The sequence below is a fragment of the Desulfotomaculum sp. genome (genome assembly GCF_982386235.1).
Map to the genome: position 1 here is coordinate 15737 of NZ_CEVWQM010000007.1, position 21124 is coordinate 36860.

General features: G+C 42.6%; 25 protein-coding genes. 2 read left to right on the forward strand and 23 right to left on the reverse strand.

Annotated features, from left to right (window positions below; translation table 11 throughout):
• The first annotated feature begins 173 nt into the window (after positions 1-173).
• Positions 174-1052, forward strand: coding sequence for an AraC family transcriptional regulator (locus AC1U9Z_RS05745; RefSeq protein WP_479956249.1), 879 nt, complete (start codon positions 174-176; stop codon positions 1050-1052).
• A gap of 3 nt (positions 1053-1055) precedes the next feature.
• Here the strand turns inward: AC1U9Z_RS05745 and AC1U9Z_RS05750 are convergent, their stop codons facing one another.
• The 6 genes from AC1U9Z_RS05750 to AC1U9Z_RS05775 all read right to left on the reverse strand — a co-directional run bounded on the left by AC1U9Z_RS05750 (position 1056) and on the right by AC1U9Z_RS05775 (position 7070).
• Positions 1056-1907, reverse strand: a complete 852-nt coding sequence (locus AC1U9Z_RS05750) for a DegV family protein (protein ID WP_479956251.1) — start codon at positions 1905-1907, stop codon at positions 1056-1058.
• Positions 1908-2055: 148 nt separating this feature from the next.
• On the reverse strand, positions 2056-2658 hold the full coding sequence (locus AC1U9Z_RS05755) for a DUF2269 domain-containing protein (protein ID WP_479956253.1): 603 nt from the start codon (positions 2656-2658) through the stop codon (positions 2056-2058).
• A gap of 63 nt (positions 2659-2721) precedes the next feature.
• Complete coding sequence (locus tag AC1U9Z_RS05760) at positions 2722-3387, reverse strand: permease prefix domain 1-containing protein (RefSeq protein WP_333531657.1); 666 nt, start codon at positions 3385-3387, stop codon at positions 2722-2724.
• Positions 3374-3727: a PadR family transcriptional regulator gene (locus AC1U9Z_RS05765; protein WP_333531658.1), complete on the reverse strand. Its 354-nt coding sequence runs from the start codon at positions 3725-3727 to the stop codon at positions 3374-3376. The genes AC1U9Z_RS05760 and AC1U9Z_RS05765 overlap by 14 nt, the downstream gene beginning before the upstream one ends.
• Positions 3728-3946: 219 nt before the next feature.
• Positions 3947-4696, reverse strand: a complete 750-nt coding sequence (locus AC1U9Z_RS05770) for an AAA family ATPase (RefSeq protein ID WP_479956255.1) — start codon at positions 4694-4696, stop codon at positions 3947-3949.
• Between the two features lie 238 nt (positions 4697-4934).
• Positions 4935-7070 carry a catalase gene (locus AC1U9Z_RS05775; RefSeq protein WP_479956257.1) on the reverse strand — a complete coding sequence of 712 codons (2136 nt, stop codon included), beginning with the start codon at positions 7068-7070 and terminating at the stop codon, positions 4935-4937.
• A gap of 238 nt (positions 7071-7308) precedes the next feature.
• Here AC1U9Z_RS05775 and nagB point away from each other — a divergent pair, with 238 nt between their 5' ends.
• Complete coding sequence (gene nagB, locus AC1U9Z_RS05780) at positions 7309-8127, forward strand: glucosamine-6-phosphate deaminase (RefSeq protein WP_479956259.1); 819 nt, start codon at positions 7309-7311, stop codon at positions 8125-8127.
• 55 nt (positions 8128-8182) lie between these two features.
• Here the strand turns inward: nagB and AC1U9Z_RS05785 are convergent, their stop codons facing one another.
• The 17 genes from AC1U9Z_RS05785 to cutD form a co-directional block, all read right to left on the reverse strand.
• Entirely contained in the window at positions 8183-9082 is a 900-nt protein-coding gene (locus AC1U9Z_RS05785) for a hypothetical protein (protein WP_479956260.1), read from the reverse strand.
• Between the two features lie 126 nt (positions 9083-9208).
• Positions 9209-9985, reverse strand: coding sequence for a response regulator transcription factor (locus AC1U9Z_RS05790; RefSeq protein WP_479956262.1), 777 nt, complete (start codon positions 9983-9985; stop codon positions 9209-9211).
• Positions 9985-11181 (reverse strand): histidine kinase, encoded by a 1197-nt coding sequence (locus tag AC1U9Z_RS05795; protein WP_479956264.1) that lies wholly within the window; start codon positions 11179-11181, stop codon positions 9985-9987. The genes AC1U9Z_RS05790 and AC1U9Z_RS05795 overlap by 1 nt, the downstream gene beginning before the upstream one ends.
• Positions 11182-11479: 298 nt before the next feature.
• Positions 11480-11770 (reverse strand): ethanolamine utilization microcompartment protein EutM, encoded by a 291-nt coding sequence (gene eutM / locus AC1U9Z_RS05800; RefSeq protein ID WP_333531665.1) that lies wholly within the window; start codon positions 11768-11770, stop codon positions 11480-11482.
• A gap of 20 nt (positions 11771-11790) precedes the next feature.
• Positions 11791-12432 carry a phosphate propanoyltransferase gene (locus AC1U9Z_RS05805; RefSeq protein ID WP_479956267.1) on the reverse strand — a complete coding sequence of 214 codons (642 nt, stop codon included), beginning with the start codon at positions 12430-12432 and terminating at the stop codon, positions 11791-11793.
• 1 nt (position 12433) lies between these two features.
• A complete protein-coding gene (locus AC1U9Z_RS05810; protein WP_479956269.1) occupies positions 12434-13918 on the reverse strand; it encodes an acetaldehyde dehydrogenase (acetylating) in 1485 nt (494 codons plus the stop codon).
• Positions 13919-13957: 39 nt separating this feature from the next.
• Positions 13958-14548, reverse strand: a complete 591-nt coding sequence (locus tag AC1U9Z_RS05815) for a BMC domain-containing protein (RefSeq protein ID WP_479956271.1) — start codon at positions 14546-14548, stop codon at positions 13958-13960.
• Between the two features lie 11 nt (positions 14549-14559).
• A complete protein-coding gene (locus AC1U9Z_RS05820; protein ID WP_479956273.1) occupies positions 14560-15234 on the reverse strand; it encodes a cupin domain-containing protein in 675 nt (224 codons plus the stop codon).
• Positions 15235-15274: 40 nt separating this feature from the next.
• Positions 15275-15823: a BMC domain-containing protein gene (locus tag AC1U9Z_RS05825; RefSeq protein WP_333531670.1), complete on the reverse strand. Its 549-nt coding sequence runs from the start codon at positions 15821-15823 to the stop codon at positions 15275-15277.
• The gene (locus AC1U9Z_RS05830; RefSeq protein WP_479956275.1) at positions 15816-17150 is read right to left on the reverse strand and encodes a 4Fe-4S dicluster domain-containing protein; all 1335 of its coding nucleotides are present in this window, start codon (positions 17148-17150) and stop codon (positions 15816-15818) included. The genes AC1U9Z_RS05825 and AC1U9Z_RS05830 overlap by 8 nt, the downstream gene beginning before the upstream one ends.
• A gap of 21 nt (positions 17151-17171) precedes the next feature.
• The gene (locus tag AC1U9Z_RS05835) at positions 17172-17432 is read right to left on the reverse strand and encodes a EutN/CcmL family microcompartment protein (RefSeq protein WP_333531672.1); all 261 of its coding nucleotides are present in this window, start codon (positions 17430-17432) and stop codon (positions 17172-17174) included.
• Positions 17429-17740: a BMC domain-containing protein gene (locus tag AC1U9Z_RS05840; protein WP_479956278.1), complete on the reverse strand. Its 312-nt coding sequence runs from the start codon at positions 17738-17740 to the stop codon at positions 17429-17431. Before AC1U9Z_RS05840 ends, AC1U9Z_RS05835 begins: the two co-directional genes overlap by 4 nt.
• 17 nt (positions 17741-17757) lie before the next feature.
• Positions 17758-18600 (reverse strand): ethanolamine utilization protein EutJ, encoded by an 843-nt coding sequence (eutJ, locus tag AC1U9Z_RS05845; RefSeq protein ID WP_479956280.1) that lies wholly within the window; start codon positions 18598-18600, stop codon positions 17758-17760.
• Positions 18588-19247, reverse strand: coding sequence for a cobalamin adenosyltransferase (locus AC1U9Z_RS05850; RefSeq protein WP_479956282.1), 660 nt, complete (start codon positions 19245-19247; stop codon positions 18588-18590). The genes eutJ and AC1U9Z_RS05850 overlap by 13 nt, the downstream gene beginning before the upstream one ends.
• A 100-nt stretch (positions 19248-19347) precedes the next feature.
• The gene (locus AC1U9Z_RS05855; RefSeq protein WP_479956284.1) at positions 19348-19782 is read right to left on the reverse strand and encodes a EutP/PduV family microcompartment system protein; all 435 of its coding nucleotides are present in this window, start codon (positions 19780-19782) and stop codon (positions 19348-19350) included.
• Positions 19779-20132 carry an ethanolamine utilization microcompartment protein EutS gene (eutS, locus tag AC1U9Z_RS05860; protein WP_479956286.1) on the reverse strand — a complete coding sequence of 118 codons (354 nt, stop codon included), beginning with the start codon at positions 20130-20132 and terminating at the stop codon, positions 19779-19781. Before eutS ends, AC1U9Z_RS05855 begins: the two co-directional genes overlap by 4 nt.
• Before the next feature lie 24 nt (positions 20133-20156).
• A complete protein-coding gene (gene cutD, locus AC1U9Z_RS05865; protein ID WP_479956288.1) occupies positions 20157-21116 on the reverse strand; it encodes a choline TMA-lyase-activating enzyme in 960 nt (319 codons plus the stop codon).
• Positions 21117-21124 lie beyond the last annotated feature (8 nt).

Consider the following 21124-nt stretch of genomic DNA (forward strand, 5'->3'; position numbering starts at 1 on the left):
TTTAAACAACAAGGGTACCATTTTATTTCGGAAGGAATGTAGTGGTACCCAAATGATCCCATCCCCCAGAATGGCTCTGGGAGCCACATAAGAATACCCACTTTTCTGTGCACGAAATGTCGGATGAAGATATTTAGCTTATGATATTCTATTTATGAAAGGTGGTTATCTAAATGGACTTGCTTAAGAAAATGAATGAGGCATTAACCTATATTGAAAAAAACCTTTCTCATGATATTGATTTTAAAGAGGTAGCCCGCATAGCCTGTTGTTCTGAATATCACTTTAAAAGGATGTTTTCTTTTCTGTCAGGTGTACCATTATCGGAATATATCCGCCGCAGACGACTTACCCTGGCAGCCCTTGAATTGAAAGATAACAACATAAAGGTAATTGATATTGCAATTAAATATGGCTACAACTCGCCTGATTCCTTTACAAGGGCTTTTCAAGGGCTGCACGGGGTGACCCCAACAGAAGCAAGGAATACTGTCCATTCACTAAAAGCATTTCCACAAATGACCTTTCAGTTAACGATAAAAGGGGGAAATGAATTGAACTATCGCATTGTGGAAAAAGAAGCCTTTCATATAGTTGGCATAAAGAAAAGAGTACCTATTCTATTTAACGGAATTAATCCAGAGATTGCTGCCATGTGGGAAAGTTTAAATGTAGATAGGATAAACAAACTTAAGCAACTTTCTGATGTCGAACCTTTGGGGCTGCTTAGTGCATCCACAAACTTTTCCGAAGACCGAATGGAAGAAAAAGGGGAGCTTGATCATTATATCGGTGTAGCAACAACCAAGGAATGTCCTCCAGATTTAACCCAACTAGATGTTCCTGCCCTAACATGGGCTGTTTTTGAGGCAGTTGGCCCTTTTCCTGCCACGCTGCAAGAAGTTTGGGGACGTATTTATTCTGAATGGTTTCCCACATCAGGGTATGAAAACACGGAAGGTCCTGAAATATTATGGAATGAGCATAAAGATGTGACTTCCCCAACATTTAGAAGTGAAATCTGGATGCCAGTTAGGAAAAGAAAATGTTAGGCCCTATTCACGGGTATAATAAACAATCCCTAAAGTTCCGGGCCCCACATGAAGACCAATGACTGGTCCGATGGGACAGACCGGCAAAGTGATGCCCAGGCTTTCCTGCAATTGTTTAGCTAGGTTATTGGCTTCCGTCTCAAAATTTATATGGTGAATAGCCGCTTCACCAAGGCCCTTCTTCCTAACATCTTCTAAAAAGATATTTATAATCTCTTTAAGTGCACGGTCTTTTTTACGAACTTTACTTAATAGCGCTGTTTTGCCGTCAACCACAGTAAGAATTGGACGTATTTGCAACAAAGAGCCCAACAAAGCGGCAGCTCCTCCAATTCGGCCACCCTTTTGCAAATAGGCCAAGGTATCTGGCACAAATAAAAACCTGCTTCGCCCCATGACAAACTTGGCTTGGGTTAGTACTTCTGCCAAAGACTTTCCTGCCTTGGCCGCCCTAGCCGCTGCCAATACGGGGAAACCAAGCTCCAGACAGTTAGACCTTGAATCCAAAATTTCAATACTCGCCTGGGGGTATTTATCAATAATCATTTTTCTAACCATATTTGCCGCCGAAAAGGTGCCACTCATATCTGAGGAAAGAAAAATTCCCACAATCCCATGACCTTCTAGGATAAGTTTTTCAAAAACTGTATAGAACTCCTGCGGGGCTGGTTGGGATGATGTCGGTATGGTCTGAGCCTTGGCCATTCTATTGTAAAAGGTATCATTGTCGATTGCTTCTTCACGAAATGTTTCTGAATCAATGGTGAGCCCAAGAGATACAACCGATATATCAAGGTCCTCTCTAAGCTGCCACGGTATATAGGAAGTACTGTCGGTTACGATTTTTATCGCCATTGTTTCCCTCCGGCATTGTAATTGTTTTCTATAATGTACTATATCTTGTTCCATTCATTCAACATCCATCTTCATTTTACCGCTGTGAACAAAGATTGCCTAGCTTCCAGTCACCATAAAATAAAGACAAGGGGCCTATTCCTTGTCTTTATTTTATGGCATTTTGGTTCGCTGCAAAATAGTTCTTTCTTTTTCCAAAGGGCTTAAAGTAGGAGATAACTACTAAGGAAATTAAAATGCCTAGGGATATTATCGTGCCAATGATTAACAACTCACGACTATGCAGGTACGCTGGATTTTGCAGAGGATTCATCTGACCGCTGGAACTAAGGTCAACTGTTTGGTCAAACCAAATGCGCATCAATGTAGCACCATAAAGGATGGCACCAATATTGCCAAGGGTTTTCACGATTATCCAATTGTATTTGATAAGCCCCCACTGAGTACGCAGGGAAAGCCAAACTCCCGTAATTAGACTCCCAAAGGCCCCAGGAATGATCAGAAACCAATCACAATATTTGCTAAATAAATGGGCTGCGTATATCAGTTCTCTATCGTGGATGATTGTCGTTGCAATACTTGTGAGCAAGAGTGTGCCAAAGAGACCGCTGAAATAAATAATAACAAACAGGACATGTGCAATGAGCCACCAATTCTTTTGCTTTACACTTAATTTTTCCGTTCTAAATTTACTAATGGCCACTAGCATTGCAATTAGAAGTATGATTGTAATTACCAAAATAATATTCACCCGCTTACCCCCTTCTATTATCAATTGCCTCGATCGTGGTCCCTCATAGGCTGTTTGTACAAACTATATTAATTTCTTACGACTTATCGTTCCCGTAAGCAGCAGGAAAAGAAGCAAACCCATACCCGATAAGAAAAATACCATTAATGAAGCGATTCCTATATAAACTTCACCCGTAGCCGAGGTGGTGACGGTTGCTGTAAATATGCTAAAAAGAATTAACCCGATGGCTAGGGCATAAAGTGCAGCCCGGATTTTGTTCATACCATATCTTTTTCTGGTTTCCCTTGTCAGTACACTGTAAGTCAGTAATGCTCCGCCAGCCACAATGAATATTCCTGTACCGGTAACACTTTCTCTGGGCAAATTCATGAAATATAACATCGTGGAAGTGAATATGCCAAACAAAACCAGCAATACCCCGGCAATTATGCCTGCGGTAGAAACCCGTGAGGTCATGGTTGTATAAACCGTTTGCTTTGCTGAATCCTGCCCAAGTTTGCGCATATCATCTACTAACCCACTCAAATCCCCCATTGAAATGATTGCTTCCTTGAATGCCTGATCATCCGTCATGCCCTGAGCTTTATAATCCGAAATCTTTTCTTTGATATTGGTAGTAAGTTCTTCCTTTAAATCAAATAACTGTTGGCTTGCCCCAACCCCAGAAAACAAATTGTCAATATATGCTTGCAGCCTTTGATCAATGGTGTTTTTAATAATTGACATCCGCCAACCCCCCTTTTATTAATTTATCTAAGACTTCCTTGGCAAAATCCCAATCCTTTTTATTTTGTTCATAACGTTCCTTCCCTTTATCACTAATCCGGTAATATTTTCTTCTGCCACCCTGGGTTTCATCACCCCAGTAGGATAGGATGCAATCCTCTTGTTCTAAGCGGCGAAAAGCGGTGTACAAAGTTGCTTCTTTTAATTCATATTGATGATTGCTTAATGCAATAATCTTTTTGTAGATTTCATAACCATAGCTATCACCCTGGCGAAGTATATTTAGAATGATGGTATCGGTGTTACCGCGGATTAAGTCTGTTGATATTGTGGTGGCCATAAATATTCACCTCCCCAAGTACATTTTATGAAACATTACTATGTCTGTCAAGGTACTTTTTCAGTTGAGTATTCATTCTATTAGATATACCCCCCGCCCGTGTGTGCAGAAGATGATCGTCTATGGAAATTTCAACCCGTGTTCGGGATTTGCATAAAAGCAAACCCCGCCCTGTTCTAGCAACGAACAGGGCGGGGTTATTACTAATTTCAAACCATCTCACCTTAGCAGTTTGTTAAGAAACAATTCCGTATTATTTAGAAAATCCTTGGTTAGTTGATAGTGTTCGGTTTCCTGATAGGTCTTTTGCTTTAGACCTTCTTCATCAAAGCAATAGATCATACTGTTAGGATATGACAATAAGATGGGGGAATGAGTAGCAATAATAAACTGGGCTTTTCCTGCGCTTTCTAACTCCCAGATAATCCTCAGAAACGCTAATTGCCTTTGAGGAGACAGGGCTCCCTCTGGCTCATCCAGCAGGTAGATCCCTTTCCTTTGAAAGTGGTTATTGAATAAAGACAGAAAGGACTCTCCATGGGATTGCTGATGAAGTGATTTTCCGCCATAAGGGGCATATACGTTACCGCCAAACTCCTCTGCTAAATCATCCAAATAGTTAGCAAAATTAAAAAAGCTTTCAGATCGCAGGAAGAAGCCCTTCTCCACTTTAGGAAACCAAGAAAGAGCGATGATATCCGATAGAGAAAAATCTCCCCTACTATCTACTAATAGGTGGTTTCTCCCTCCGCTAATGGTAGAAAAATCGCATGCATTTGCTATAGCCTCAAGTAGAGTTGATTTGCCCGTTCCGTTTTCACCCACTAAAAACACTACATTCTGATCCATGCAAAGGCTTTGGATGTCATTGAATGCAGGAATGTTAAAGGGATATCTCTCTCTATTCTTGACTTTACTCCAATCAAAACGAACTTCTTTTAGAAATGCCATTCCTTTAATCCTTTCCATGTAGTACCCAAATACCTCTAGAGACTAAAGGGCTCTTATAAAATCATACAGTTAGGAACACCGTTTATGCCCATGAATAGCTTACAGAATCATTGTCAATTCAGTTTATATTAGCATGATCTTCTCGGAATTCCAATAAATATTCCTTGGCAGGATTTTGCAGAAAAAAGCTGTGCAAATCTGCATCTGCACAGCTTCAGGGAAAGGATTTATTCTAATTTAATTCTTCTAAGAAGAATTAAGCAGGCACAAAGCCTTTTTGACTTTGACGTATCCAATGTCGGTGCTGTGAAATTGCCTCAATAAATTTTTGGCTAAAATGCCCCATGTCTGCCGCATTTTTAATTGTTACGACTCCCATTTCATTTACTAATTGGGCACTGGTATCAGCACCAGCAGTAGGCACACCCTGGATTTGTGAGGCAGAGAGTAGGTCTACTCCTTCATTCGTAGCCCCAATGGCCTTGGCATGTTTAAAGGCCTCGTTGATAAAATGGAGGGCGTCTCCTTGTTTCAGCAGGCTATCAACACTTTGGCGCCCGCCCGTAACATACACCGCATCGTACATAATTGAACCGGATGTTACAAAGTTTTTATTAACCTCTAACTGTTTGCCGTCTACACTGGTGATCATGCCAAGGTTCTTACTGATGATCTCATATTGTACTCCGGCTCCCGTTAAGGCTTTTGTTACCTGGGTTATTTCCGGAAAATTAAATCCGTTTTCCGCTAGGATAGCAACTTTTCTTGTCCTGACACTTTTAATGGTATTCGCCTGGCTTACCGCTGGCGATGTTGCGGTAACCCCAGTTCCACCAGGCTTTGCCGGTGGGTTAGCACCAATTCCTACTGCAATTTGGGCTGCAAGTTGACCATCTACGTTATTAAACATGTCAACCACCCGCTGTTTTATTTGTTTATCCTTTACACTACCAACCTCAAAATGGAAAGCATCGATAATGTGCTGCTTTTCCGGGGGAGACATGCTGTTCCAAAAGAGAGTTGCCTGACGGAAGTGGTCCCGGAAGCTTTCACTACGTTCTCGAATTTTTTGGCCTTCGACCTTCTCATGATAGTGTACATATCCGTTCTTAGGATCTGGGGCAGGTGTATTGGCCTGAAGTGAATTTGGGTAATAACTTACCCTGCCACGGTCGATGGTCATTCGATGATAACCATCACGTTGGTTGTTATGTACAGGAGCAACCGGACGGTTAACCGGGATTTCATGGAAATTTGGTCCGCCTAGCCTGATCAGCTGGGTGTCCAGATATGAAAATAGACGTCCCTGTAATAAAGGATCGTTACTAAAATCAATGCCAGGCACGATGTGTCCAGGATGAAAAGCCACCTGCTCCGTTTCGGCAAAAAAGTTATCTGTGTTGTGGTTTAATGTCATCTTCCCTATCTTTTTAACAGGAATGAGCTCTTCGGGCCATATTTTCGTGGGGTCTAGAATGTCAAAGTCAAATTTAAATTCATCTGCTTCATCCATCATCTGGACACCTAACTCATACTCAGGGAATTCACCCATATTAATAGCATCCCAGATATCCCTTCGGTGGTAGTCCGGGTCTTTTCCGGAAAGTTTTTGAGCTTCATCCCAAACAAGAGAATGTACCCCAAGTAATGGCTTCCAATGAAACTTAACAAAACGTGCCTTTCCCTGTGCATTAACAAACCGAAAGGTGTTAACCCCAAAGCCTTCCATCATTCTATAGCTGCGGGGAATCGCTCTGTCCGATAGCAGCCACATAATCATATGTGCCGTTTCAGGGGTGTTCACTACAAAATCCCAAAATGTATCATGGGCAGCCGTAGCCTGAGGTATTTCATTGTGTGGTTCAGGTTTAATGGCATGAACCACATCGGGAAACTTAATGGCATCTTGGATAAAGAAGACCGGCATATTGTTAGCAACTAAATCATAATTTCCATCTTCGGTGTAAAATTTGGTAGCAAATCCGCGCACATCCCGCACCGTATCAGCCGAACCACGAGAACCTACAACCGTGGAGAAACGCACAAATACGGGTGTTTTTTTCGCAGGGTCTTGTAAAAATTTTGCTTTTGTGAACTCCGTCATCGGTTCATAGACTTGAAAGTAGCCGTGGACACCAAAGCCCCGGGCATGAACAACCCTTTCTGGAATTCTCTCATGGTCAAAGTGGGTAATTTTTTCCCTAAAATGAAAGTCTTCAAGTAAAGTTGGACCACGGGAACCAGCCTTTAAAGAATCATCTGTGTTGGATAAAGGTAACGCCTGATTGGTTGTCAGAGTTTTGCCATTGTTGTCCATTCTGAAATAATCCATCTGCTCATTTTTACTGGTTTCATTAATATCCTTACTGTACGGACCATGTTCTTTATCCATCGATAAACCTCCATAATCTACTAGATTCGTAGTATAAACTTGTCCCTTAGTTTGCCAAAATTCATCAGGCAATATGCCAAAAAATCAAATTTATAACATAAATACCAGGCTTAGACGCCTGGTTAACTTATTTAAATTAAATTTTTCTTATTCGGACTAAATTATTGGTGAAAATATAAAAAAGAGAATATATAATAATAATTGAACCACGGAAAGCTTTGTAGAGGAGTCAAAATAAATGGATATTATTGTAAGAGATAGTTACAATGAAATGAGCAAATATGCAGCTAAAATAATTGCCCGCTTAGTAAAATCTAAGCCTGATTGCGTACTTGGGCTAGCAACGGGAAGCACACCCATCGGCACCTACCAGGAACTTGCCAGGATGCACAAAGAAGAAGGACTCGACTTTTCACAGGTTAAAACTTTTAATCTTGATGAATATTACGGAACAGGAATCGATCTGGCTAAGCCCTATAATCTGGATCAGAGCTATGCAAGATTTATGCACGAGGAACTTTTAAAGCATATCAATATTAAAAAAGAAAATATTCATATTCCAGATGGATTGACAAAGGAACCTGAAAAATTTTGCCAATGGTATGAAGAGGCCATTAAAAAAGCGGGTGGCATTGATTTGCAGCTTCTAGGTATAGGTGGTGATGGCCATTGGGCCTTCAACGAACCTGGCTCATCACTGGCATCTAGAACAAGAATTCAGGCTTTAACCCAACAAACCCTGGATGACAATTATGAGAGTTTCTATCAAAAAGCCGGAATAGAACGAGCCCATATGCCGCATTTTGCCATTACTATGGGAATTGGAACTATTTTGGAAGCTAAAAATATCCTCATGATTGCAAATGGAGTAAAGAAGGCTGCTGTAGTTGCAAAATGCCTGGAAGGTCCTATCACATCCCAAATCACCGCTTCAGCAATACAGCTGCACAGTGGAGGAATTACGGTAGTGCTTGATCAGGATGCTGCTTCCAAACTAAATGGTCTTGATCACTATATGCATATAGAAAAATTGAAACAAGATTATGGTTTTTGCTAGTCAAGCATACCCTATTAAAAAAACTCGTCAATTGACGAGTTTTTTGTACCTTTAATTAAAAGAATTCCTCTTTTTCTTCCTTTGTATAAAACAGTTTCATATTTTCTTCATCCGTTAGTTGACCTTCATATTCCAGTAAATACGTTCTGGCATTATTTCTATTCATTTGGGCTTCTTCTTCTAAGGTTTTTATTTTTTCAGGTATCCCTTCCTCTATGAGCATTTCCTTAACCCGTTTGAAAATATCGAAATTACCATAAAGAAATTTACCTTCATGAAGAATTTTTGAGGCAACCATGGCTTCAAAGCTATCGAATTTCAGTTGATCCTTTACCTTTGAAATATCTTTTATAACATAATCAATCTCTTCATTATAACTGGGATTTTTCAGAAGGAAATTCTTGTGAATGTAAATAGCCTGATCCAGTGCCTTAATCATACTATCTGGTAATCCCTGGCTCACCACAACGATATCAAGGTCAGAACCCTTAACCAGCTCACCAGTAGATGCTTCCGGTCTGGGCTCTAGGTGTGACATTTCGTAGGCCACATCACCCGCAATAATAAAACATGCACCTGCTTTTATACTATGTGAAGCTTCTTGGGATTCAACAATTTTTGTTATTACCTCTTGTGCCAGTTCAAATTTCTTTTTGCTTATTTCTATGATCTCTTGACGGAGCAATTCAGCCTTTATTCGTGTTTCATTAATATTTTTTTCAGTTCCAATTACCGTGTAACCATGAAACTCTCTGATGATAGAAGGTGACAGCCTGGCATATCCTTCAACCTGCCGATCAAGTCTTAGGTACCTCGTTCCTATTATTTTTGTAACCACTCTTTTGCTGCTATTACAAATTTTCCAAGCAGAGAATTCGTCCATTTTGATTTTTTCAAGCAATTGTTTTCCAGTTAAGGGTCCCTGATTATCTAAAAGTTCAATGATATTGTCCATCGGCCTACTCACTCCTTCGTTAATTAATTATAGCATGATTGAAACTTTTATCGCTTCTTACAGTTTATAACAAAGGAGACTGTCCTTCGGCACGGGACGGAATCAATCATGCGACAGCTATCTATTTTAGCGGTTGCTGCCGTTATCCGCACTGTCACACAGATGTTTTCTTCGATAAGCCTTGGGGGTCATATTCATTTGCTGTACAAAGACACGATTAAAATAGGAGGGGTCTGTAAAACCGCATTCACTGGAAATACGATAGGCGGGATAGCTTGTTGTTTCTAATAACTTACAGGCATACTCAATTCTTAACTTATTTACATAATCTGTATAGCTAACCCCAACCTCTTTTCTAAAGATGCGACTGAAATATTGTGGATTTAAAAATGCATAGGACGAGACATCTTGCAAAGTTAACTTTTGTCTAAAGTTATCGTGAATATATTTTCGTGCTTTTTCAATAAAGTCTCTTTGGTTGCTCTCGGTATCTGGGTCCATCATTTCTTCGTCTGCCTGTTCCTGGCCTGTAGCTACGGTAGTCAACAGTTCCTGAAATATCTGTCTAAACACAGACGGCTTAACGGGTTTCAACAAGTATTCCTGAACGCGGAGACGAATTGCTGTTTGTGCATAGAAAAAGTCAGAATAGGCCGATAAGATCACAACAGCTGCCCGGGGGAGGAATTTCCTAATCTCCTGAAGCGTATTTAAGCCATCCATTTCAGCAATGTGTATATCCATCACAATGATATCTGGTCGATACTGTTTGGCTAATTTGACAGCCTGAATGCCACTTTGACAAGTGAATACCTGATCGTCAGCCAAAAGTTCTTCAGACACAATCGATTTTAAAAATTCCAATTCCAGCAATTCATCTTCTACAATTAAAACTACGGTCATTACGATCGCCTCGCATTGGGTTTGGTAGGGATTGGGATGGTGACGGTGCTTCCGCTATAATCCGATTTGGCAATTTTTAAGCCGTAAGCTTCTCCGAAATATCGTTTCAACCGATTGTCCGAACTGCGAAAACCGATTCCCAGTTTACTTTGCGATTGTTGCAGCCCTTGTAACACTTCTTTAGGAAAACCATTTCCATTATCTGAGACGTAAATATTGATATGATCTTTATATTTTTCTGCATAGATTTTTATCTTACCCGCATCCCTTTTAGTAGAAATGCCATGGATAATAGCATTCTCAACAATGGGTTGGATAACCATATTGGGTATTCTATGGTGTTTAATATCGTCTGCAATATCGATCTCGTATTCCAGACGATTTTTGAACCTTACCTTCTGAATATAAAGATACTTTTCGATGTTATCCATCTCAGCCCCGATGGTGTGTAACTCATCATCTTGCTTTAGGTTGTACCTCAATAAATCAGAAAGGCAATAAATAAGTTCTTCCGTTGTATGGGACTTTTCAAAATATGCGATACGAGCAATCGAGTTTAACGTATTAAATAGGAAATGCGGGTTAATTACCAAAGACATATTTTTTGCTTCGAGATCAATGATCTTTTTTTCCAGCATTTCTTTTTCGATAGACAATCTTGCTATGGCCTTATCCGTACTATGGACGCTCTGAGAAAAGTCGTAGGAGATATTTTTGGCTATATGGTTGCATAGTTGTTCATGAACATCCACCTTATTTTCTTCGACGGTTTTGATGGCTGCAATGGCTTTAGCAATAAATTCAGGTTCTAGTTTTTTATCCTTGGCCATCGCCATGATGTTAATTAAATATTTCTGATATTCACTGTCGGGTAAATAAACCTGAGCTCCAGTGATATAGCCTAGGGTTTCGCCGTTAATTTCCACTGGCAAAAGAATATTGGTTAGTCCGTACCCACAGGCAAATCGGTCTCTTTGACCTGGTTTTAGTTTAGAAAGGTAATCTGAACATACCCGCGTTTCATTATTCTGACAGATAAGCTTACAAAAATCTGGAGATGGATTGAACTCAAGCAAAATATCACCATCGGTATCGATCAGTTGCAAGGAAATATTCGATAGAGATAAAAGACCACTATAGCGAGAATAGATAGTTGGATCTATCAGGTTTTTTAGTGTTTTGCGATGATTGTCCATGCTTTCCCCATTCCAATTTATCTATCAATATGTCGAATAAAGACGATTTTTGACATGTCCATCATACAATACCCCTATGAAAATGTAAATAGGATCACACTTTCCCTTGGCCTTTGGCAATTATCCATGGTTAGGTTAATTAGAAAAGCTTGGCTCACGCCAGCCTATAGCGTGGGCCTTAGCTTTTCTTATACTATCATCCTTAAAATCTTATACTTCCTGATAGTATGACAAATACTAAAAGGGCCGCCTCATTTTTATTGAGACAGCCCCTTAAGTATTTCCTAACGAATCGCTATTATGCTTCTTTCTTTACGGCAGGGAGAATTAATTCTACATCGCCATGTGGGCGGGGAATAACGTGAACGGAGATTAGTTCGCCAACACGCTGAGCAGCAGCAGCACCAGCATCGGTAGCAGCTTTTACAGCACCAACATCGCCTCTTACCATAATGGTTACCAGACCACCACCAACGAATTCGCGGCCAATCAAAGAAACATTGGCGGCTTTAACCATGGCATCAGCCGCTTCAATTGCACCTACTAGACCTTTGGTTTCAATTAATCCTAAAGCTTCAGATTTACTCATTTTTGTTTCCTCCTAAAATTTTATTTTATGATTTTTATGGTTGAGTTTGGTCCGAGATCAAGAGCATTTGCTTCATCTGTGTCGATATGACATTCAAGAGCCGAGCTATTATTGGCCCTAATGGCTACATTTGATAGTGTTCCTCCACGGAGTCCACCTACTTCAATGGTTACCTGTTCCCCATCGGTTACACCGAAACGTTTGGCATCTTCCAGGGTCATATGAATATGTCTTTGGGCAATCATAACGCCTTTAGTGAGAGATATGCTTCCTTTGGGGCCGATGAGAGTGATTCCTGGCGTTCCTTGTAAATCCCCAGACATTTTCACTGGCGCAATAATACCAAGTTTAAAACAATCTGCCTTCGGTATTTCTACCTGTGTTTCCTTTCTCACTGGACCAAGGATACGAACTTTTTCAATCGCACCCTTGGGCCCGCAAATAGTCACAGTTTCCTTACAGGCGAATTGCATCGGTTGAGAAAGCTCCTTGGCTTTAGTTAATTGGTATCCCGTACCAAACAGAATCTCTAAATCTGCTTGTGAAAGATGAATATGACGGTTGGATATTCCCACGGGTATGGCGTTATCTTCCTTTTTTAAATACCCCCCTTCTCGGATTGCTTCCAGCAGAAGCTCTGCTAAAGCGTCGTACTTTCCCACTTTAGTTATCACCTCTTTTTTTCAGTAGCGCAATGACTTCATTTACGACATCCATAATCTGATCTTCACGGATGGCACTATTGCCAAAAACCTGTGCCACACTGGCTGAATAGGAAGTGTTGGCATTTTCGGCGCAATCTTTGATTCCATAGGCCACACGTTTTTTATTAATTAAGTGCATGGGGGTTACATTATCGGAAGTTGCACTTCCTCCCCAGGTACCGCAACCCAGTGTGAAAGCCGGAGCTAGCCCAGTACTTACACCCACACCACCATGGGTGGAGGGTGTGTTTACTAAGATTCTAAACACAGGCTTGGCAGCAAATTTCATAGCCATTTCAGGGTTTTCTGTGTGAATGGAAAGGCTATGACCCACACCGCCATTCTTCAATAACTTGATGCACACATCGCAAGCTTCTTCCCAATTCTTTACGGTGTAAAAGGCTAATACCGTAGTCAATTTTTCAAAGGATAGGGGATAATCTTTTCCTACACCCTTTTGTTCACCCAATAGAACTTTCGTTCCTGGGGGAATGGTGATGCCGGCACTTTCCGCGATAACTGCTGCGGAACGCCCTACAAACTTAGCATTCATGGCATGTCCGCGAACAAACAATTTTTGCGCAACCTTTTGAGTTTCCTCCGGGCTCATAAAGTAGCCACCCTGACGCCTGAACTCTTCTATAACCTGATCACGCAGGCATTCCTCTACGATTACCGCTTGCTCGGAGGCACAGATGGTACCATTGTCAAAGGTTTTACTGGTAATAATATTTTTGACTGCTTTTTGCACATTGGCAGTTCTTTCAATATAGGCCGGAACATTGCCCGGGCCTACACCCAGTGCTGGTTTGCCCGCACTATAGGCAGCCTTTACCATGGCTGTACCACCTGTAGCAATAATCATGTCCACTTCAGCACATTGCATTAGTTCATTGGTTGCAGGCATAGAAGGCTTGGTGATACAACCAATGATATGGGCAGGTGCTCCGGCAGCCACTGCCGCATCATGCATCAACTTCGCTGCTTGGGCCGTACATTTCAGGGCTGAAGGATGCGGTGAAAAGACAATGCCGTTACGGGATTTAATGGCAATAATGGATTTATAGATAGCCGTCGATGTGGGGTTGGTTGATGGAATAATCCCCATTAAAAGTCCTACGGGCTCAGCGATTTCCACCACTTTGTTGACCTTATCTTCGTTAATAACACCAATGGTTTGCATGGGTTTGATAAATTTATATAATTCGGTAGAGGCAAACTGGTTTTTAAAAGTCTTATCTTCTACTTTACCAAATCCGGTTTCTTCCACTGCCATTTTTGCCAGAGAAACTGCATTTTCCTCCGCTGCTTTCACCATATTGCAAATGATTTTTTCAATCTGTTCGCTATTGAATTTTGCAAGTTCAGCCTGTGCCAGTTTGGCTTGACGGGCAAGGTTTCTCGTTTCTTGCACCGATTGCAAATCATAATCAAAGGTTTCCAAATTACTCTCCCTCTCTCCAGCTACTTATTTGCACAAAAACTACTTATTTAACTTCTTTAGGTAATGTGCCGTCAGTTTCTCCATAAGTAGGTCTTTATTTGCTTTCGATATGGCTCTGCCTGCTATATCCAGTCCTTTGTATTCTCTTGCCAAATTCCGAAGTTTTACTACGGAGAGCAATTTTAGGGCGGTAATGGTTTTTTCAAGTCCAAATTCTTCTGCGAACGCATCAACAGCCTCTTTGTTAAAATGCTTCAGCGATTGATCTTGACGATCCGCTGTTGGCTCCGATCCCTGAGGCAAGCCCGGTGTATCCTGTGGTGGCTCAGGCATTGGCGGCTCCTCAGCCGTTTTTGCTTTTCCCCCTAAAATGCTCTCGATATCAGGATGAGGTCTGGGAATTACGTGTTGAGAAACCAGGGACAGGTAATTCATTCTTTCAACCGCGGTTGCTCCAGCTTCCACTGCAGCTTTCACCGCTCCCACGTCGCCGGTTACAGTTATCGTTACCAATCCACTGCCAACAAAAGTTCTCTCCACAAGTTCCACTTGTGCCGTCTTGAACATAACATCGGCACATTCAATAGCAGGAATGAGTCCTCTTGTCTCAATTAGTCCAAGGGCCTGCATCGCTTACCCCCCTATGGTTGCGCCATCAAATCTGGCCAGTTTGCCGGGTAGGTTACGTAGAAGAGTTTGACATACCCTGAAGAACCCCAGGTTACTTTGGAACCTTTCGGTACGAAGAGTACATCCCCCTGATAGGCCTCATAAGTCTCACCATCCATTGTAATGGATAGGCTTCCTTCGAGAATGATGTCAATCTCTTCATAGCACAATTCCCACTCAAAGCTAGATTTCTCAATGGTTAAAAAGCCTGCACTCATTTGGGAATCAGCTTTGCTGATCACTTCACGATAAGCTACGTTGGTGCTGGGAGCCCCCGTTTCAAAGGGCTCATATTTCACCGACCTGCCACGCACTATTTTAAGTCCACTTTTCGGGTCACCCTCTGCTAAAAAGGGCGGGTCGGGAGAGGTGGTAGAGTTACTTGCTACGAGGCTGTTCGCTAACACCGCTTTTACGATTTGAACAATTAAATCTCTATCGATGGATTTATCTTGGCTGTCTTTCTTGCTTCGATCATTACAGCTGTGCATTCCTGAAGCAGATGAAGTTTCTATAAATTCCACGCCCAGTTCTTTGGCTAGATCCTTGGCTGCGGGTGTAATGATGGTATTACACGCTACACAGAACACTTTTTCTCCCTTTTCTGCTGCTGCTTTTACCGCATCTGCACAGACAAGTTTTTTCAAGATAGCACCTCCTTTCGCTGACGAATGCTTTTAGCCGTTGTTAGTACAGCGATTCCCACAATCTGCCGGATGGCGATGGGATTACTTCTACATCTACCAATAGGCCTTTTTCTACGATGAGGGCTTTTCCGGCTTCGATAGCTGCCTGTACAGCGGCAACATCTCCGGTAAAGGTGAAGTAGGCTTTGCCGCTAAGTCCTCTGCCCAAACGAAGTTCCAGAGCTTGTATATCGGCAGCTTTTAGTGCAGCATCGGCGGCAATAATCATGGAGGACATGGAAAAGGACTCCATAATGCCCAGTGCTCCAGTTTGATCTGGCATGGTGGTAGCCGTAATGGCCGGAAAAACCGCCGGATGAACATTGGGGAGGATAAAGCTATCGATTAGATATTCCCCCGCTGTTTCCTCACCTACGCTGATGGCGCTTTCTACGGCGGCAACATCTCCGTGGATGATGGCAATATATTTTCCGGGACAGACAGAGGTTGCACTCACTACTTCTACATAGGCAGTTTTCAACATCAGGTCTGTGGCGAAAATTCCCTTTGCAATACTTGAAAGTTCGATCATTCCTATAGCCCTATACATAAGAACCCACCTTTATCACGATAGAATTACCCGTACTCTCGATAACCATTCCATCGAGGCTGGCGTGCACCGCAGCTCCCAGACTGTTGTCCGGAACCTTTGCAATTAGTTGACCAGCTTTTACCTGTTCCCCTACAGCTATAACAGGTATTGCAGGTGCCCCGATGTGCTGTCTTAAAGGGATCTCAATGGTTTCCGGTTGAAAATCCACCTGGGTCAAGGGTGCTGGTTTATCAAAAGCCGTTAAACCGATTTTGGCAATCAGTCGTTTGCTGGGGATCAGGCGGTATTCTCTGGCTGTCCGTGGTTCGAATTCCATCTGGATCGGCTGATAACGAATGCCTTGCTCTGCCAACTTTTTCTTAAAATAAATATTGACCGACTTGGGATGCAGATTGGCGGGGCAAGAAAACAATTCGCAAGCATTACATTCACAACACAATTGCGCGATTTGTTGATCTTTAATGTCTAGGTTATAGTTAATGGCTCGCATGAGTTTATGTGGCTGAATATTATGTCCCAATAGATAACGGGGACACAAATCGGTACACATCCGGCATTGTTCACAGGCAGTTTTGCTAATCACCCTGGCTTGTTCGATACGCACAGACTTTTTGCGAATGAGGAAGTGCTCTTTTTTGAGCAGCACATAACCTTTGCTTTTTTTCGTTACCTGTCCATTTACGTTAGCCATCACAGAACCCATCATCGGACCACCGTCTATCACGGCATACTCATCCAAATTCTCTACTCCGCATTGTTTAAATACATCCCGGATGGCTAGTCCCACGGGTACTTTCAGCGTCAGACGACGGGGAATATCGCCAGCCACTGTAATATAGGTTTCCGTGACAGGTTTGCCGGTCATGGCATGAAATATATTCAATGCTGTTTCTGAATTAATGACCACACAGCCCACTTTTAAGGGAATGGCTGCTTCCGGGACAACTCTTTTCGTTAATTCATGAACGAGAACCTGTTCGTCACCCGCTGGATACATGTCCCGTAGTTCCATCACTTCCATATAATCTGTCAGACCCAAAGAGGCAATTCTTTCTCGCAAGAGGGCGATGACATCTTTGTGTTTACCCTTGATTCCAATGATGGCTTTGCGCGCTTCAATGTATCTTCCCACAGCTTCTAGCCCTCTGATGATTTCATCGGGAAACTGTGCCATCAATTGCTGATCCACCCTAAGAAGTGGTTCGCATTCAGCTCCATTAAGCAATATATACTCGGCCTTAGAGGTTAGTTTGGCGTGAGTTGGAAAACCAGCTCCTCCAGCCCCGATAACCCCTGCATCCTTAATTAAGTTCAGCAAATCCAAGCTTTCCCACCTCCGGATTTCTTAAAACATGCAGTCCTCGTCGATGATGCCTACAATTACGGCATCAATGGGTATATCATCCCGATCCAGCATTTTGCGGGCCGAACTGCCTGTACAGACAAGAACCCGCTCACCAAAACCGGCACCGATGGTGTCCGCAGCTATGAGGAGACGACCGGCGTCCGTACCACCGATGACTTCCACCAACATAAATTTCAGCCCTCTTAACGAATCGGCTTTTCTGGTTGCCCAAATATTATCAATTACCTTTGCTGCTATCATAGAGTTACACCTGTTTTTGCTTCTTTCAACTTATATTTTATCTCTGTCATGGCTGCCTCCACCGAGGCGGTATCTCCGAATATGGCAATCATAATCAGGTTCTGCGGGCAATGGCCTTTAATATCCTCCACCACTACCCCTGCGGCTTTTTCGGCAATATCTGCAGCAAAAACCATATCAATTAGCCGCCCCTGAATCAAACCGATGGCATCATAGTTTTCGATGAGGGTGGTTGAAGCAGAACCTTTACGTCGCAAGAGAATGTCTAAGGTCCCCCGAGATGGGGATTTTATCATGCGGTACTCCATGCCATGGTCACTCCTATCTACAGGATTTCCTGTGTACAGTTCAGTGCAATGCCCAAAGGTGTTACAAACATGGGGTTTTGCGGTTTATAGGTAGGAAGGCCGGTTTGTTTGGCAATAATGGCTTCAATTCCTTCCAGGCAACAGGTTCCACCTACCAGATAGATTTCTTGCACTGGGTACTGGCTTATATGTCGACTAATAATAGAAGAAACTTTTTCAATGACCGGTCGTAATACAGGGATTAACTCCCGATGGTTTTTGAACTCCCGCTTATATTGGTCTGCCTCATCAAAGCCCATTTTATAGGCCCCGGAAATAACCAGTGAGAAGTGCGTGCCACCTGTGGGTTCATCGGCAACATAAGTCACCTTACCATCTTTTAGAATGGCTACCCCGGTGGTGCCGCCGCCTATATCTACAATGGCACCATCTTTAATCTTCAGTACCGCATTGGCTGCCGTAGGCTCATCTAACAAATTCGTAATTTCAAAACCAGCCCCTTGTACCACATGCTTAATGGCACCTGAGTCAAGGTCGAAGGTTCCTGGGGGAAGGGCAGCAGCTGCATAAATCAGCTCGGTACCTAGTTTCTGTTCCAGTTCTTGTTTTAGTTCTTTGACGATCCGAATGGCACCGATATAGTCCACCACCATACCATCTTTGACCACACTGGCAAAGCGATAGGCCCCAGCAACGGGCTGGTAATTCTCGTCTAAAACTGCCAATACAATATAGGCTGTTCCCAAGTCAATGCCTGTGTAATAAACGGATGATTTATTCAGTATGGGTGTCTTGATAACTTTTTCAAAATCCCGCACCAGTTGATCGCAGTATTGAAAAGCTGAGTTTACCGTTTCCATTTTTGTCCCCCCAGACATTTCCACATCATCATGCAAAGTATATTAATGCTCAGATAGAGCTTATCGATTAGGTCTTGCCGTGAGCAAACTTGTTGATGCTCATCCCAATAGGCTTCTAAAATGGCTGGTTCCACCTCGCGAAGTGAGGCCCGTAAGTGATTTAACAGGGTAAGCTCTTTGCCATTCTCCAATCCTAGGTGAAAATCACTGATTTCAATTTTCAGATCGGCGGACCCTTTTCTAATTTCTTCTTCCGACCAGCCCCAAAACTGAATGTTATCTGGGGTTAACTGTTCCCTCTCAGCGCTTTTGATATTCCGAAAACATTTGCCCAATGCTTGAACTTCTTCCGAGAGGTCTGCGGCGCCAGAGTGTAAAAGCTCTGCAGCAATTAGTAGAAACAAAGATTCTAGGCAGTCCATTTTCCTACGCAGCCTCAGGATGCACCAGCTCTCTTGTCTCTGGTTAGACTGGTCCATGTCTGTTTTTTTACTGTCAATCGGCTGGGGCTGTACCAAAGTGACCCGTCGGTCCACAAGAAATTGCCGGGCCCCTGGCGTTATCTTAGTATCTGGTTCCAGAGCATAAGTGGTAAAGGGTGCTGTTTTATATAAATCCCGCAATTCCATTTCGGTGATGAATTTCATTGCCTCACCTCCCCTTCCTTAAGTCCTGTTACCAGCTTCCTGGCTAGCTTGTAAAAATGATAAAGCTATATATATGAAGAAATCATTTGTAAAAAGTTTCTTATTTTCCAAATAAATAGTGCCTTAAGTCTTTTATACCTCGATTGTCTTTTGTTGAAATCCGGAAGAAAGGTTGGCTAATACCGATTCTTTTTAACTGTTCAATACATAGCTCGGCATTTTCCGGTGCCAAATCAATCTTGGTAATGACGCCACTGACCGGGCACGTAAAGGATTTAGCAAAACCCGGCGGATATACTTCAAGGGGTCTGGATTGATCAATTAGCATCAACACATGGGATGCTGTTTGTGCTGTGGCAATTAGGTACCTGTACATCGAAGGGTTTTCTATATAGGAACCAGGTGTATCAATGGTGTTTTTGCCGTAAAAAACTTCCTGGGTCTTTTTCAACGGTTTGGTGGAATCATTTAGAACATTGACGAGGCTGCTCTTGCCAGCTTGGGTCGGCCCCACTACTAGGATTCGTTTTTTCATGTGCGCGTAATCTTGGCCGGGGTAAAGCTTAACAGCTTTTCCAAGGTGTCATTTATGGCAATCACGGCTGCTTCCACACTGGCAACATCACCGGATATAACGAGAGACCCTGTAAAACGGTCTAGGAAGCCAATCTCTACATCGGATGTCTTGGTGGCTATATCTGCTGCTATGATTGCCGTCTCGCAGGGGGTCAGGGTCAAAATTCCAACGGCGCCTTTCTCGTCAATACCCAAGCGTTCATATAGATCTTGTACAGGGGCAGCTATGATATGGGCCAACGTAACTTGCTTGCCTGGTACGGATTCTTGAATAATACGTTTTTTATCAAATTCATCGGCCGCACGCATAGGATTCCCTCCGATCTATACCATTTAATGTCTGATGACTTCCACTTGCAAGTCATAACCCTTGATAAACCCTTCAATCTTATCTAACTCTTCTGCTTTGAAACTCAAGTCTTCCGTAATGGCATATTGCATATCCAATTGCCTGTATTTGTTGATGCCCAATTTATGATAGGGCAGCAAGTCTATACCCAAAAAGTTTTTATAATACTTAAAAACTTGTAGAAACTCCAGGGTTCTGCGGATGGTTTCTTCACTGTCATTCAATCCTCTAAGGAGGGGCATCCTGATTTTCACATGATAGCCCCGGCGGATGAGTTCCGTAAGGTTATCCAGAATCCGTTCATTGGGTACTCCGGTTAGTTCATAATGCCGCTCCGAGTCAATGTGCTTAAGATCATAGAGGAACAAATCAGTAAACGGAGCCATCAAGAGCAGGTTGTCTAGTTTTGTATAGCCAGAGGTTTCGATGGCTGTGTGAATCCCCAAGCGTTTACATTCCGTTAGTAAGTTAGCGGCAAACTCCGGCTGTGCCGTGACTTCCCCTCCCCCAAGAGTGACTCCTCCACCTGAACTCAGGTAGAAGAGTGTATCTTGTTGGATGATTTCCAGAACCTCGGAAATGGTTTGGTCCGAGCCCACAACCGATAGTGCCTGTTTCGGACAAACAGTTTCACACTTTCTGCAGCCAACACAATCAATGGTTCTGTTTATTTTGTGCTTCGGGCCACCTGCTGCGTCCTGGAAATGATGGATTTGGACGGGACAAACAGGAATACAACTTCCGCAGTGAATGCACAGATCTTCTTTGAACATGACTTGGTATTTTCTTTCAAGTCCCTCCGGGTTCGAACACCATTTGCACCTTAGGGGGCATCCCTTAAAGAAAATTAATGTTCTGACACCTGGTCCATCATAGATGGAATACTTCTGGACATTGAAGATTCTTGCTTTTCTTTCCAAAATACTACCCTTTGCTGTACTCATAATTTGTC